This window comes from Streptomyces sp. NPDC048288 (assembly GCF_043201555.1).
Classification (GTDB): domain Bacteria; phylum Actinomycetota; class Actinomycetes; order Streptomycetales; family Streptomycetaceae; genus Streptomyces.
This window is the reverse complement of sequence record NZ_JBICZD010000006.1, coordinates 557,501-571,949: the sequence shown is the minus strand read 5'-3', so window position 1 is coordinate 571,949 and position 14,449 is coordinate 557,501. Positions and strand designations below refer to the sequence as shown.

The window sequence follows — 14,449 nt, the reverse complement described above, 5'->3', positions numbered from 1 at the left end:
CACCACCAAGAAGGGGGGCCGCCCATGGGCTGGCACCAGGAGCTCCTGATCGGCTTCGACCTGGAGACGACGGGTACGGATCCGCGCGAGGCGCGGATCGTCACGGGGGCCGTGATCGAGGTCAGGGCCGGGCAGGAACTGGGCCGCCGCGAGTGGCTGGCCGATCCGGGCGTGGAGATCCCGGCGGACGCGGTGGCGGTGCACGGCATCAGCAACGAGCGGGCGGCGGCCGAGGGCCGGCCGGCCGACCAGGTCGCCGACGCCCTCGCGGACGTCCTCACCGGCTACTGGAAGACGGGCGTCCCGGTCGTCGCCTACAACGCGACCTTCGACCTCACCCTCCTCGCGGCGGAACTGCGCCGCCACGGACTGCCGTCCCTCTCCGACCGCCTCGGCGGCCTCGACCCCGCGCCGGTCGTCGACCCGTACACCATCGACCGCTGGGTCGACCGCTACCGGCGCGGCAAGCGCAACCTCGAAGCGGTCTGCGCCGAGTACGGCATCACTCTCGCCGCCGCCCACAACGCCTCCGCGGACGCGCTCGCCGCGGCGCGGCTGGCCGGTGCGATAGCCGAGCGCCACCCGAAGATCGCGGCGCTGGGTCCGGCGGAACTGCACCGGCGCCAGGTGGAGTGGTATGCGGAGTGGGCGGCGGACTTCCAGCAGTTCTTGCGGCGCAAGGGGGAGGCGGACGCGGTGGTGGACGGGGCGTGGCCCCTGCGGGAGCTGGCCGACGTGGTCTGAGTACCGGGTTACGTGGTTTGTTGGCCGCAGGCCGGTGGGGGCTGGTCGCGCCCACGCGGCGGTAGCCGCAGATCCAACACAGCCCCGCGCCCCTTCGGGGCGCTCCTCAGAAGGGGTACCAGCGCACCGACTCGTCGCCGTCCCGCAGGGATCCCACCCGGCGCTCGAATTCCGCCAGGGCCTTCGGGTTGCTCGGGGCGTGCTGGGCGACCCAGGCGCAACTGGCCGTCTCCCGGGCTCCGCGCAGGACGCCGCACCCCTCCCACTCGCGCACATCCCAGCCGTAGGTCTCGGTGAACGAGTCGTAGGCCTCGGCCGACAGCCCGTACCGGTCCCGGGAGAGTGCCATCACCACGAGGTCGTGCTCGCGCAGGTCCGAGGAGAAGGTCTCCAGGTCCACCAGCACCGGCCCCTCGGGCCCGACGTGCACATTGCGGGGCAGCGCGTCCCCGTGGATCGGACCGGGCGTCAGGTGGGGCGTCAGCGCGGCCGCGGCCGCGGCGAAGCCGTCCCGGCGCTCCCGCAGGTATGCCGCGTCGGCGGGGTCGATCGCGTCGCCGGCCAGCCGTAGCCAGCGCTCCACACCGCCCAGCAGCTCGCGGGGCGGCAAGGCGAAGGGAGGAGAGGGCAGTGCGTGGACGATGCGCAGCAGTTCGGCCAGATCGCGCGGCTCGGCCGGCCGCACCGGATCCGGCAGCCGGTGCCACACCGTCACCGGGTGGCCCTCGACGAGCCGCGCCTTCGGCTCGGCGGCGCGTACGGCCGGTACGTCGGCCTCCGCCAGCCAGCCGGCGATCTCCAGCTCGCGGCGGGCCCGGTCGAGGAGTTCGGCGTCCCGGCCGACCTTCACCACCAGGTCCCCTGCGGCGAACACCGCGTTCTCGCCCAGCGCGAGCAGCGAGGCGCCGGCCGCCGCACCGGGCAGCACATCCGCCGCCGCCAGTACGTCCCGCGCCCTTGCCTCGTCCATGGTCCGCCTCCGTGTCCGTGAGCGAAGCCCGCGCACCCGTGGCTGTGCGGGTGCACACGGCGTCGTCTTCTCGCCATCCGGCGGTCAGTCTCGCATCCACGGAGGTCGGACGGTGTGCGCGGTGCCTTGACGGGACCTCCGGCCTTCACGACCATGTCCAGGCCCGACCGGGCCGCGCAAAGGGGGATGACGTGGCATTGGTTACCGACGCGGCGAGTACGAGGCGGCCGGCCGCCGCACGTGTCACCGACCGCGGCGCCTGGTTCCTGGTCCTGCCCGCCCTGATCCCGATCCTCGTGCTGAGCGTCGGCCCGCTGCTCTACGGCATCCTGTTGGCGTTCACCGACGCCCAGTCGGGCCGCACCGCGGCGACCCGGTGGATCGGCGGCCTCAACTTCCAGGACCTGCTGCACGACACCCTCTTCTGGGAGTCGTTCCGGATCGGCCTGGTCTGGGCCGTCGGCGTGACCGTGCCCCAGTTCCTGCTCGCGCTCGGCCTGGCCCTCCTCCTGGACCAGGAGTTACGGCTGCGGTGGCTGGCCCGGGCCCTCGCGATCGTCCCCTGGGCGATGCCCGAGGTCGTGGTCGGCATCATGTGGCGGCTGGTCTACAACCCCGACGCGGGCGTGCTCAACGAGACCCTGCGGGACCTCGGCCTCGGCGACGGCCGGGACTGGCTGAGCGGCCTCGCCACCGCCCTGCCCGCCGTCATCGTCGTGGGCGTCTGGGCCGGGATGCCGCAGACCACGGTCGCGCTGCTCGCCGGCCTCCAGAACACCCCGCGCGAACTGCACGAGGCCGCCGCCGTGGACGGCGCGGGCGCCTGGCGCCGCTTCCGCACGGTCACCTGGCCCGCCCTCAGACCCGTCGCCCTGGCGATCACCGCGCTCAACCTGATCTGGAACTTCAACTCCTTCGCCCTGGTCTACGTCCTGACCAACGGCGGCCCCGGCGGCAGGACCCGGCTGCCGATGCTGTTCGCCTACGAAGAGGCCTTCCGCTACGGCCAGTTCGGGTACGCGGCCGCGATGGGCTGTGTGATGGTCGCGGTGATCGCGGTGCTGCTGGCCGTCTTCCTGGCGGGCCGGCTGCGGGGAGGCGAGGACGCGTGAGGACCCGTACCGGCACCCGCGTCGGCCAGTACGCGGCCCTGCTCGCCTATCTCGTCTTCCTGGCCTTCCCGCTGCTCTGGCTGCTCTCCACGGCCTTCAAGCCCCCGCAGGAGCTGGGCAGTCCGCACCCCACCTGGATCCCCCGGCACCCCACCCTGGACAACTTCCGCCAGGCCTTCGACGAACAGCCGCTGCTGCGCGCCGGCCTCAACTCCCTGCTGGCCGCGCTCGGCGCCGCCGTGATCGCCGTACTCCTCGCGACCCCGATGGCGTACGTCATGGCCCGGCGCCGCACCGCGCTCTCCCGGGCGGCCACCGGCTGGGTGGTGGTCAGCCAGGCCTTCCCGTTCGTGCTGGTGATCATCCCGCTGTTCCTGGTGCTGAAGAACCTGCGGCTGATCGACTCCCTGTCCGGCCTGGTGCTGGTCTACGTGGTGTGGGCGCTGCCGTTCGCGCTGTGGATGCTCGTCGGCTATGTCCGGGCGGTGCCCGTCGAACTGGAGGAGGCGGCGGCCGTGGACGGGGCCGGGCGGCTGCGGACGCTGGTGTCGGTGACGGCGCCGCTGCTGGCGCCGGGGATCGTGGCGACCGGGCTGTTCGCCTTCGTCACCGCGTGGAACGAGTTCTTCTTCGCGCTGGTGCTGCTGAAGACACCGGAGAAACAGACCCTGCCGGTCGTCCTCACCCACTTCATCGGCGCCGAGGGCGTGGCCGACCTGGGACCGCTGGCCGCTGCCGCCTTCCTCGCCACCCTGCCCTCGCTGCTGGTCTTCGCGCTGGTCCAGCGGCGGATCACGGGCGGGATGCTGGCCGGGGCGGTGAAGAGCTGATGCGGACCCGGGGCATCGCGGTACTCGTCGTCGCCTTCCTCCTGCTGCTCGCGGGATGCACGTCCGGGACCCGGCACGGCAAAGGCCCGATCACCCTCCGCTTCCAGTCCCTGGCCTGGCAGGAGGAGTCGGTGGCCGCCAACAAGGAGCTGGTGAAGGAGTGGAACGCCACCCACTCCGACGTCAAGGTCGAGTACGTCCAGGGAAGTTGGGACAGCGTCCACGACCAGCTGCTCACCTCCTTCGAGGGCGGCGAGGCCCCGGACATCATCCACGACGCCTCCGACGACCTCGCGGACTTCGCCTACGGCGGCTACCTCGCCGATCTCACCGATCTGCTGCCGGCCCGGCTGAAGTCCGAGATACCGCAGCGCAGTTGGGACACCGCGACGTTCGGCGACGGCGTGTACGGCGTGCCCTTCCTCCAGGAGCCGCGCGTACTGATCGCCAACACCACCTGGCTCGACCGGGCCGGTGTGCGCATACCCACCCCCGAACACCCCTGGACCTGGGCGGAGTTCCGGCAGATCACCAAGCGGCTCAGCGGCGGCGGGAAGTACGGCGTCGCATGGCCGCTCAAGGAGCCCGTCTCCGCCACGCTCAACCTGTCGCTGTCGGCGGGCGGGCGGCTCTTCCACCGGGACGCGGACGGCAGGGTGACCGTGCGGTTCGAGGCCGCCGACCAGGTCGTGCCACGGACCGTTCACGACCAGGTGGACGTCGACCACAGCGCGCCCGGCTCCACCCTGGGCAGCGGCGGTTCGGACACCCTGCCGGGCTTCTTCGGCGGCAAGTACGCGATGGTGCCGCTCGGCTTCTCCTACCGCCAGCAGATCGTCCAGCAGGCGCCCAAGGGCTTCGACTGGGAGGTGCTGCCCGCCCCGGCCGGTGCCGACGGGCTCGCGCAGGGCGTCAGCCCGCAGACGCTGTCCGTCGCCGAGGACAGCCCGCACAAGAAGGAGGCGGTCGAGTTCATCGACTTCCTGCTCCGGCCGGAGAACATGGTCAGGCTCGCCCTCGGCGACTGGATGCTGCCCACCGGCACCCAGGCCCTGAAGGATCCCGCCCTGCACACCGCGAAGTACGGCTGGGCCACCGGCACCGCCCTCGCCGCCCACCTCGGCCCGGCCCCCGCCCAGACGGTCCGGGGCTACCCGGAGTGGAAGGACAAGGTGGCCACCCCGGCCCTCCAGGAGTACTACAGCGGTGCCATCGGCATCGACGAACTCCGCCACCGGCTGGAGAAGGACGGCAACCTGGTGCTGGCCCGCTACCAGCGCTGAGCGGTCGTAGCCGCACGGACAGGGCCCGTTGGCTCCCCCGGAGACCAACGGACCCTGTGTCAGAGGCTGTTACCAGCAGGGTGCTGCCAGAGCGTCGCTAGACGGGCAGCCGGTCGTGCTCGCCGTGCCGGTCCGGCGCCACCGGCTCCGGCGACTCGTCGTGCGTCAGGTCCGGCAGCCAGCGCAGCCAGCTCGGCAGGTACCAGTTGCGCTCGCCGAGCAGGGCCATCACCGCCGGGAGCAGCACGCCCCGGATGACCGTCGCGTCGATGAGGACCGCGGCCGCCAGGCCCACGCCCATCTGCTTCATGGACTGCATGGAGAGCGTGCCGAAGATCGCGAACACGGCGACCATGATGACGGCGGCGCTGGTGACGACCCCGGCCGTGGTGACGACCCCGTGCTGGATGGCGTCCCGGGTGGACCGGCCGCGCAGCCGGGCCTCGCGGATCCGGGAGACCACGAACACGTGGTAGTCCATGGAGAGGCCGAAGAGGATCACGAAGAGGAACAGCGGCAGCCAGGTGACGATGGCACCGACCCCCTCCGCGCCCACCAGGGAGGCGCCCCAGCCGTGCTGGAAGACGGCGACCAGGATGCCGTAGGCCGCGCCCACCGAGAGCAGGTTGAGCACGATCGAGGTGATCGCGACCGTCAGCGAACGGAACGACAGCAGCATCAGGAGGAAGGCGAAGACCACCACGAAGGCGAAGACCGGGACGACCGAACCCATCAGCTGGTCGTTGAAGTCCTCGTTGCCCGCGACGTTCCCGGTCACCGGGGCCTGGACTCCGTCGACCTTCCCGAGCGTGGCGGGCCGCACCTCGTCGCGCAGCTTCTGCAGGCTCTGGCCGGCCTTGTCCATGTCGGAGCCGCCGACCAGCGGCACGGAGATCAGGGCGACGTTCTGGGCGTCGTGCAGCTTGATGTCGACCGGGCCGCGCGAGACGCCCGAACTGATCGCCCGTTCCCGGAAGTCGGTCAGGGCCTGCCTGACCTCGGGGGCGTTGATGTCCTTCGCCTTGACGACCACCTCGGCCGGCTCGGAGCCGCCCGGGAAGGCCTGGTTGAGCCGGTCGTAGGTGCCCACGATCGGCAGCGAGTGGCCGAACTCCTGGTCCAGGGTGAGCTGCGAGGTCTTCATGCCCAGGGCGGGCGCGGCGACCGCGAGCAGGGCGCCGACCGCGACGACCACGGAGACCAGCGGCCTGGCGAGGACGCCCCGCAGGACGGCCGTCCAGAAGCGGCTCTCGGAGGGGCCCTGCGTGCGCTTGCGGCGGCGCAGGAAGGGGATCCGGCCCTTCTCGACCCGCTCGCCGAGGAGCGAGAGCAGTGCGGGGAGCACCGTCACGGAGCCGACCATGGCGACCGCGACGACCATCAGGGAGGCCAGGCCCATCGCCTCGAACTCGGCGAGGCCGGTGAAGAGCATGCCCGCCATCGCCACGCACACCGTGACACCGGAGACGATGATCGCCCGGCCGCTGGTGGCGGCGGCGATCCTGAGCGCCGCGCCCGCGTCCCGGCCGGCGTCCCGCTCCTCCCGTTCCCGGCGGAGGTAGAACAGGCAGTAGTCGACCCCGACCGCCAGGCCGACCAGCAGCATCACGGAGTTGGCGGTGTCGCTCATCGGCTGGAGATGGCTGACGAGGCCCATCAGGCCCATCGTCGCCATGATCGCGGTGATCGCGAGGCCGACCGGCAGCAGCGCCGCCACCAGCGCGCCGAAGGCGATCAGCAGGATGCCGAAGGCCACCGGTACGGCCGAGTACTCGGCCCGCTGGAAGTCCTTGCCGAAGGCGTCGTCGTACTGCTTGTTCATGCTGGCGCCGCCGATCTCCTCGATCCGCAGCGTGCCGTGCGCCTTCTGCACCCCCGCCACCGCGTCCAGGACCGGCTGGACCCGGTCGGCGGCGGTCTCCGCGTCACCGCGCATGTCGAACTGGACCAGCGCGCTGCGGCCGTCCTTCGAGATGGTCCCGGCGTCGTACGGCGAGGTGACGTCCGTGACCTTGCCGGTGCCGTCGACGGCCTTCACCACGTCCGCGACGGCGGCCCTGAAGGCGGCGTCCGTGGCCTTGACCGATCCGTCCCTGCCCTGGATCAGGACCGTCTCACCGGCCGGTTCCTTGATCCCCGCGTCGTCGATGATCTTCGCTGCGGTGTGCGTCTCGCCCTTGAGCTGGTCGCTCTCGTCGACGTCGACCCGGCCGGCCGCCGAGCCGAGTCCCATCGCCAGGACGACGAACAGCACCCATATGCCGACGGCGGCCCAGCGGTGCCGGGCGCTCCAGCCGCCGGCCCGGGCGGCCAGGCCCCGCACCCGCGTGTCTCCGTTCCCCATGACGGGATTGCCCCCTCGTGTGCGGTGACGGCCCCCGGCCGCCACGGTCTCTTCACGACTTCCTTCGCTGGAATCGAAGGTAGGGGCCGGATAAGAGCGACTCGTCGTGCTCTCCGGTGAAGTACGGCGGCCGCCCGTCGTCACCCAGGAGGATGTCGGGCCCCTACATCTATCGCCCCATCTCGGGGGTGTTCATCAGGGCTGTCCCTTCCGACGACGGGGGTCCTCTTTGTGATTGCGAAACCTTGTTGAACAAGTCACAGGTGCGTGTAGGAGTTGATCCGGACCGGTCCGATCGGCCAGAGTTTCGGGCAGCCCGGCCTGCCCGGCACGGCCGTCGTGCCCACCCCCACGGGGCACGACGGCCGTTCTAAGGTGTTCGAATGACGACGTATGCGGCGCTGCTGCGCGGGATCAACGTGGGCGGCCGGAAGAAGCTCCCGATGGCCGAGCTGCGCGGGCTGATGACCGGGCTGGGCCACGACTCCGTGCAGACCTATCTGCAGAGCGGGCAGGCCGTCTTCTCCTGCGGCCACGGGGACGCCGAGTCGCTCGCCGCCGAGCTGGGCGGGGCGATCGAGGAGCGGTTCGGCTTCTCCGTCGACGTGCTCGTCCGCGACCACGCCTATCTGAAGGCGGTCGCCGAGGCCTGTCCGTTCCCGGCCGCCGAGCTGGAGGCCAAGCAGCTGCACGTCACCTACTTCTCGGCGCCGGTCGGCCCGGAACGCTTCGCGGACATGGACCCCGCCGCCCACCTCCCCGAGGAGTTCCGGCTCGGCGACCGCGCGCTGTACCTGTACGCCCCGGACGGCCTGGGCCGCTCCAAGCTGGCGGAGGCGCTGGCCCGGCCCCGGATCAACAAGGGGCTGATCGCCACCACCCGGAACTGGAACACGGTCGTCAAGCTGGTGGAGCTCACGGCGCGGGGAGCGTGACCGTCCGCAGGCCGAGGAAGGGGGCCCGCGACCGGATCTCGCGCGGTACCGCGAGCCGCGGGTCCCGGGCCAGGCGGCGCAGCTCGCCGGGGTCGTCCGCGGCCGCCACGGCGTCGACCAGCGCCAGCTCCTCCGCGGTGGGCGCGCCGTCCTCCAGACCGGCGAGGCGGCCCCAGCCGTCCCAGGGCAGCGGTTCGGTGCCGTGCCGGGCGGCGAGGTCCAGGACCACGTTGCGGCGCACCAGCCACAGGCCCCGCAGCCCGGGTTCGGACCACACCCCGAACGTCCCGGGGTCGGCCTCGCCCGCCCGGCAGGCCCGCCACGCCCGCCCCGCCACCACGAACCGGTCCCGGGGCACGTCCAGCGGGTCGAAGGGCACGTCGTAGAAGTCGGCGGACACCTGCGCGTCCGCCAGCCGCCGGCCGCCGTCGGGCGCCCGGTACTCGGTCACCCAGTGGTCGTCGTGGAAGCCCTCGACGAAGTAGGTGGCGTAGCCGCCCCGGATGCGGGCCGGTGTCCCGGTCGCCCGCAGCAGCGCGCACAGCAGCAGGGAGAAGTCCCGGCAGGTTCCGACGAACCGCTGGTCGAAGGAGCGGGGTCCGGTCAGCGGGGCGTCCTTGCGCTCGCGCAGCAGGCGCAGGATCTCCCGGACGTAGCGGGCCTCGCCGTCGTGGCGCAGCCGCTCCTCGGGGATGTCGTAGCCGAGCCGCCCGCCCTCCGCCCGGTGAACGATCAGCCCGCGGACGATCCGGGTGAGCGCGCGCGGATCACGGGGCAGGCCCCCGACGTCGAGGCCGCCCGGATCGCTGTACGGCGTCTGCTTCAGGCAGGTTTCCATGCCGGAACCCTGGGCCTTGTCCCGGGGGCAAGGTCAAGAGGGCGTACCGATCCGATGAATCAAGGGAGTTGGCCGGATCGCTTCCCGTATTTCTGTCCCCTTCATTGACTCGGGCATCCAAATGCTCCTACCTTTCCCGGCGTTGGGTACCGGCTGATCCCACGGGAGGGGTATATGCCCGCGCACCGAAGAGCCGCCCTCGTCACCCTCGCCGCCACCGTTCTCGCCCTCGGCACCCCGGGTCTCGCCACCCCGGCCCCGGCGGCCGGGGCCGCGGCCTCCTCCGACGTCTACGTCTCACCCGCCGGCGACGACCACGCCGACGGCACCGCCCGCCACCCCGTCCGCACCCTGGACCGCGCCCGCGACCTGGTCCGGGCCCGGGTGGCCCACCTGAGCGCCGACCTCACCGTGCACCTCGCCCCGGGCACCTACCGCCGCACGAAGCCCCTCGTCCTCGACGCCCGCGACTCCGGCGCGGGCGGCCACCGGGTGATCTGGCAGGGCACTGGCGACGACACCCTGATCAGCGGCGGCCGCCGGGTCACCGGCTGGCAGCGGGTGCCGGGCCGGGCCGGGCTGTGGTCCGCGCCCGCGCCCCAAGGCCTCCGCGACACACGGCAGTTGTACGTCGACGGGGTGCGGGCGCAACGGGCCCGCGGAGCCGTTCCGGTGACGCTCACCCAGACCGCCACCGGCTACACCGCTTCCTCCGACACGATCGCCCACTGGAAGCACCCCGCCGACGCCGAGTTCGTGTACACCAGCGGTGAGGCCCTCTGGAACATCGAGCGCAACGGACTCGGCCAGTGGACCGAGCCGCGCTGCCGTATCGCCGCCGCCGAGGGCACCACGATCACCATGACCCAGCCCTGCTGGGACAACTCCAACAAGCGGGTGGAATTCCCCGACATCCCCGGCCGCACCGTCAGCATGGTCGGCCCGGGCAGACTCACCAACGGCGGCGAGCCGTCGTACGTCGAGAACGCCTACGAACTCCTCGACCAGCCCGGTGAGTGGTACCTCGACCGGAGCGCGCACCGGGTCTACTACCTGCCCCGCAAGGGCGAACAGGTGGCCCGCGCCGACGTCGAGGCCGCCGCGGCCGAGAAACTCGTCGAGGGACGGGGCACGGCGGACGCGCCCGTGCACGACATCGCCTTCCGCGGTATCGAGTTCGGGTACGCCACCTGGCTGACCCCGTCCACGCCCGAGGGCTTCTCCGAGATCCAGGCCGGCTACACCGTCACCGGGGACAAGGGCTGGGCCACCCAGGGCCTGTGCCAGTACGTGGCGGGCGGCACCTGCCCGTTCGCCTCCTGGACGAAGATGCCGGGCAACGTGACCTTCGCGTACGGCCGGCGCATCGAGTTCGCCGACGACGTCTTCGCCCATCTCGGCGCGTCCGGGCTGGAGTTGGGGGCGGGTTCGGCGGACTCCACGGTCAGCGGAAGCGTCTTCACCGACATCTCGGGCAACGGCGTCGAGATCGGCGGAGTGGACGGACAGACCCCGGCCTCCGGCGTCCAGGTGACGGACAACCACCTCTACGGGCTGCCCCGCGAATACCACGGCGGGGTCGCGATCCTCAACGGCTACACCGAGCGCGACACCATCGCCCACAACCAGATCGACCACGTCGGCTACTCGGCCGTCTCCCTGGGCTGGGGCGGCTGGCCCGACAAGATCGGCGACGCGGCCACCCCGAACCCGAGCCACGACAACGCCGTACGGAACAACCTGATCTTCGACTACATGCAGATGCTCGACGACGGCGGCGGCATCTACACCCAGGGCCTGACCGGCACCTCCATGACGGACGGCGAGAAGGTCACCGGGAACGTCATCCACGACCAGTGGGGCCTGGGCAAGAACGTCTACACCGACAACGGCTGCACCTACGAGACCGTCGAGGGCAACGTCCTCTACCACGCCTCCTACGCCAACGTCGCCTCCCGGCACACCGACTACCGCGACGCCCTCGGCAACAACGACCCGACCCTGGTCAAGGACAACTGGTGGGAGGAGGGCACCGCCGACGGCGACAACAAGGGACTGGTCACCACCGGGAACACGATCATGACGGGACTCTCCGACGTGCCGCCGGACGTCCTCGGCGACGCGGGACTTGAGCCCGCCTACCGGCACCTCCTCGACCGCCGGACCGGCGCCCTCTCCGTCCCCGAGGCGCCCTCCCGGGTCGGGACCGCGACGGCCGGTACCGACGCGCTGTGGGTGACCTTCAACCCGGCCTTCGCGGACGGCGGTTCACCGGTGACCGGCTACACCGCCCGGGCCTACGACGCGACAGGCAGCCAGGTCGCCGAAGAGAGCGTCTCCGCGGCCGAGTTCAAGCGGACCGCCCTGATCCACCTCGGCGTCTCCGGGGGCGGCCCCGTCACCGTCGCGGTCAGCGCCCGCAACGCCCGGGGCGAGAGCGCCCCCTCGCTCGCCTCGGCACCGCTGGCCCCGACCGCCGCGACCACCCTCCCGGCCGCACCGACCGCCCCCAAATTCCGCACCTCGGCCACCGCGGCCACCCTCGCCTGGACCCCGCCGACCGGCACCGGCGACGCCCGGGTGACCGGCTATCGGGTGACCGTCTCCGACGGCCGTGCCCCGATCGACGTCACCGGACGGGACGTACTGGTGACCCAGCCCTCCGCCAAGGGCATGTTCCGCGTGATCGGCGGGCTCACTCCCGGCACGGCCTACACCGTGACCGTCGCCGCGGTCACCGCGGCCGGCCTCGGACCCGCCGCCACGGTCACCGCGACCACCCGATCAACTACCCAATAGGGACAAGTCGTTGGGAACCTGAACCGGTAAAGCCCCAGGTGTGACACCTTCACCGCACTCGACGCAGTAGTAAGAGCCGGCCACGGCAGGGAACCTCGCGAGAGCCCCCGCCGTAGGCCGGCTGTTCGCGGTCCGACGCCACAGGGGAGCGCCGGACCGCGAACCCCGGCCCGTCCTCAGGCCCCCACGGCCGCCAGCGCGGGCCGCCGCGCCGCGTCGTACCGCTCCAGCAGCACCCGGGCCACCTCCGGCGCCGGGCCCAACACCTCTGCCAGCACGTCCGCCTCCGCCGCGCCCCGGGCTATCCGGTCGGGGAGGAAGCCGGGGGCGAGGACGTAGGGGGCCACGGCCACCCGGGCACAGCCCAGCTCCCGCAGTTCGCGTACCGCGTCCTCGGTGCGGGGGAGGGCCGCGGAGGCGAACGCGGGCCGCACGGCACACCAGCCGGTGCGCCGCCACTCCCGCGCGGTTTCCGCGATCACCGCGATCGCCTCCGGGTCGGTGGACCCCGCCGCCGCCAGCACGACCCCGGTCGAGGACTTGTCGTCGGGGGACAGTCCCGCCTCGTACAGGCGCCGTTCCAGGGCCGACAGGAGCAGGGGGGACGGGCCCAGGACCTCCGCCTGGCGGATGCGCAGTTGCGGCGGCGCGTCGCGCAGGACCGCCGGGATGTCGGCCTTCGCGTGGAAGGCGCGCGTCAGCAGCAGGGGGAGGGCCACGACGTCCCGGACGCCCTCCGCCGCGAGCGACTCCAGCACCCCGTGCACCGACGGGATGTTGAAGTCCAGGAAGCCCGTCTCCACGCGCAGCCCGGGCCGCAGCGACCGTACCCGGCGCACCAGGGCGTGGACGGTCGCCGCGTGCCGCGGATCGCGGCTGCCGTGGGCGATGACGAGGAGAACGGGCTTCGTACGCATGGACCTCAGCTCTTCACCAGCAGACCGCGACTGCGCAGCACCCACCGCTCCAGCGGGCTGAAGATGAGCAGGTCGATCGCGATACCGACGAACAGGATGAGCAGGATGGCCAGGAAGACCGTCGACATGTCGCTGTTGGTACGGCCCACCTCCAGCAACTGGCCCAGGCCCATGCCCATGTCCGGCGACTGGGCGATGATCTCGGCGGCCATCAGCGAACGCCAGGAGAACGCCCAGCCCTGCTTGAGACCGGCCACATAGCCGGGCAGCGCGGCCGGCATCACGATGTGCCAGGTGCCGCGCAGGCCGGTCGCGCCCAGAGTGCGGCCCGCCCGCAGGAACAGCGGGGGAACCTGGTCGACGCCCGACACCAGGCCGTTGGCGATGGAGGGCACGGCGCCCAGCAGGATCACCGTGAACATCACCGAGTTGTTCAGGCCCAGCCAGATGACCGCCGGCGCCACCCAGGCGACCGAAGGCAGCGACTGGAGGCCGGAGAGGATCGGGCCGAACGCCGCGCGGACGAACTTCACCCGCGCCACCAGCAGGCCCAGCGGCGTACCGATGACCAGCGCGAGGAGGAAGCCCAGCAGGCCGCGGGAGACGCTGCCCCAGATGTATTCGAGGAGGGTTCCCTTGAGCCACTGGTCCTCGACCGCGCTCCACACATCCGAGGGGGAAGGCAGCTTCGACGGGTTGTCGACGACCGGGTAGAGCAGGGTCCACGCGATCAGGACCACGGCGACGGCGATGATCGGCGGCAGGATCTTGTTCTTGAAGGTCTGGCTGAAGGGCGTCCGGCCGGCGACCGAGGTCTCCAGCGCGTCGAGGCCCGCCTCGACGCTTCCGGCGTCCTGCGTCGGCGTGGTCTCAGTGCTGGCCATGGCGGCGGATCTCCCCACGCAGTACGTCGGTGATTTCAAGGGACAGTTCGGCCACGGGCGCGTCCTCGATGCGACGAGGCTGCGGGATGCCGACCGTCCACTCGCGCGCGATGCGACCCGGTCGGGACGACAGCAGGATGACCCGCTGCGCGAGCCGGACCGCCTCGCGCACGTTGTGCGTGACGAAGAGAACGGACAAGCCGGTCTCCGTCCAGATCCGCGTCAGCTCGTCGTGCAGCACGTCACGCGTGATGGCGTCGAGGGCCGCGAACGGCTCGTCCATCAGCAGCAGGTTGCTCTCCTGGCCGAGTGCCCGGGCCAGCGCCACCCGCTGCCGCATACCGCCCGACAGCTCGTGCACGCGCTTGCCGTACGCACCCTTCAGCCGGACCAGTTCGAGCAGCTCCTCGGCCTTGCCGCGCCGCTCGTTCTTCGGGACTCCGCGGAGCCGGAGAGCCAGTTCGATGTTCTTGCCCGCGGTCAGCCACGGGAAGAGGGCGTGTTCCTGGAACATCAGGGCCGGGCGGCCGTCCGTCGCGATGGAACCGGTGGTCGGCGCGTCCAGGCCGGCCACCAGGTTCAGCAGTGTGGACTTGCCGCAGCCCGAGGCCCCCAGGAGGGTGACGAACTCACCCGGGGCGACATCGAGGCTGATGTCGTCCAGGACGAGCTGCTGTCCACCCGGTCCGGCGAAGGACTTCGAGACGTGCTCAAGCCGCGCCGCGTACTCGACGGTCTCGTCGGCCTTGGCGAGGGTCGTGGCCATGGTCGTCACCTCCTGGGATCTCGTCGG

General features: G+C 71.9%; 12 protein-coding genes. 6 read left to right on the top strand and 6 right to left on the bottom strand.

Going from position 1 to position 14,449, the window contains the following annotated elements:
• Nucleotides 1–24: 24 nt before the first annotated feature.
• Nucleotides 25–744, top strand: coding sequence for a 3'-5' exonuclease (locus ACGFZS_RS24555; protein ID WP_359224557.1), 720 nt, complete (start codon nucleotides 25–27; stop codon nucleotides 742–744).
• Nucleotides 745–850: 106 nt separating this feature from the next.
• Here ACGFZS_RS24555 and ACGFZS_RS24550 read toward each other — a convergent pair whose 3' ends face one another.
• Nucleotides 851–1,714, bottom strand: coding sequence for a phosphotransferase (locus ACGFZS_RS24550; protein WP_393796928.1), 864 nt, complete (start codon nucleotides 1,712–1,714; stop codon nucleotides 851–853).
• Nucleotides 1,715–1,905: 191 nt separating this feature from the next.
• On the opposite strand from ACGFZS_RS24550, the gene ACGFZS_RS24545 reads away from it, so the two are divergent.
• From ACGFZS_RS24545 to ACGFZS_RS24535, 3 genes are read left to right on the top strand one after another with little or no spacing between them, the layout of a single operon-like run.
• Nucleotides 1,906–2,826 carry a carbohydrate ABC transporter permease gene (locus ACGFZS_RS24545; RefSeq protein ID WP_393796927.1) on the top strand — a complete coding sequence of 307 codons (921 nt, stop codon included), beginning with the start codon at nucleotides 1,906–1,908 and terminating at the stop codon, nucleotides 2,824–2,826.
• Nucleotides 2,823–3,656: a carbohydrate ABC transporter permease gene (locus ACGFZS_RS24540; protein ID WP_393796926.1), complete on the top strand. Its 834-nt coding sequence runs from the start codon at nucleotides 2,823–2,825 to the stop codon at nucleotides 3,654–3,656. Before ACGFZS_RS24545 ends, ACGFZS_RS24540 begins: the two co-directional genes overlap by 4 nt.
• Entirely contained in the window at nucleotides 3,656–4,939 is a 1,284-nt protein-coding gene (locus tag ACGFZS_RS24535; protein ID WP_393796925.1) for an ABC transporter substrate-binding protein, read from the top strand. Before ACGFZS_RS24540 ends, ACGFZS_RS24535 begins: the two co-directional genes overlap by 1 nt.
• 97 nt (nucleotides 4,940–5,036) lie before the next feature.
• Here the strand turns inward: ACGFZS_RS24535 and ACGFZS_RS24530 are convergent, their stop codons facing one another.
• Nucleotides 5,037–7,283: an MMPL family transporter gene (locus ACGFZS_RS24530; protein ID WP_393796924.1), complete on the bottom strand. Its 2,247-nt coding sequence runs from the start codon at nucleotides 7,281–7,283 to the stop codon at nucleotides 5,037–5,039.
• 383 nt (nucleotides 7,284–7,666) lie between these two features.
• Here ACGFZS_RS24530 and ACGFZS_RS24525 point away from each other — a divergent pair, with 383 nt between their 5' ends.
• Complete coding sequence (locus ACGFZS_RS24525; protein WP_393796923.1) at nucleotides 7,667–8,218, top strand: DUF1697 domain-containing protein; 552 nt, start codon at nucleotides 7,667–7,669, stop codon at nucleotides 8,216–8,218.
• On the opposite strand, the gene ACGFZS_RS24520 is transcribed toward ACGFZS_RS24525, so the two are convergent.
• Nucleotides 8,199–9,056 (bottom strand): transglutaminase-like domain-containing protein, encoded by an 858-nt coding sequence (locus tag ACGFZS_RS24520; RefSeq protein ID WP_393796922.1) that lies wholly within the window; start codon nucleotides 9,054–9,056, stop codon nucleotides 8,199–8,201. The genes ACGFZS_RS24525 and ACGFZS_RS24520 overlap by 20 nt on opposite strands.
• 174 nt (nucleotides 9,057–9,230) lie before the next feature.
• Between ACGFZS_RS24520 and ACGFZS_RS24515 the strand changes: the two genes are divergently transcribed.
• Nucleotides 9,231–11,855, top strand: coding sequence for a fibronectin type III domain-containing protein (locus ACGFZS_RS24515; protein ID WP_393796921.1), 2,625 nt, complete (start codon nucleotides 9,231–9,233; stop codon nucleotides 11,853–11,855).
• Between the two features lie 176 nt (nucleotides 11,856–12,031).
• On the opposite strand, the gene ACGFZS_RS24510 is transcribed toward ACGFZS_RS24515, so the two are convergent.
• From ACGFZS_RS24510 to ACGFZS_RS24500, 3 genes are read right to left on the bottom strand one after another with little or no spacing between them, the layout of a single operon-like run.
• Nucleotides 12,032–12,772, bottom strand: coding sequence for a sirohydrochlorin chelatase (locus ACGFZS_RS24510; RefSeq protein ID WP_393796920.1), 741 nt, complete (start codon nucleotides 12,770–12,772; stop codon nucleotides 12,032–12,034).
• Between the two features lie 5 nt (nucleotides 12,773–12,777).
• Nucleotides 12,778–13,656 (bottom strand): ABC transporter permease, encoded by an 879-nt coding sequence (locus ACGFZS_RS24505; RefSeq protein ID WP_393796919.1) that lies wholly within the window; start codon nucleotides 13,654–13,656, stop codon nucleotides 12,778–12,780.
• Nucleotides 13,643–14,422 carry an ABC transporter ATP-binding protein gene (locus ACGFZS_RS24500; protein ID WP_393796918.1) on the bottom strand — a complete coding sequence of 260 codons (780 nt, stop codon included), beginning with the start codon at nucleotides 14,420–14,422 and terminating at the stop codon, nucleotides 13,643–13,645. Before ACGFZS_RS24500 ends, ACGFZS_RS24505 begins: the two co-directional genes overlap by 14 nt.
• Nucleotides 14,423–14,449 lie beyond the last annotated feature (27 nt).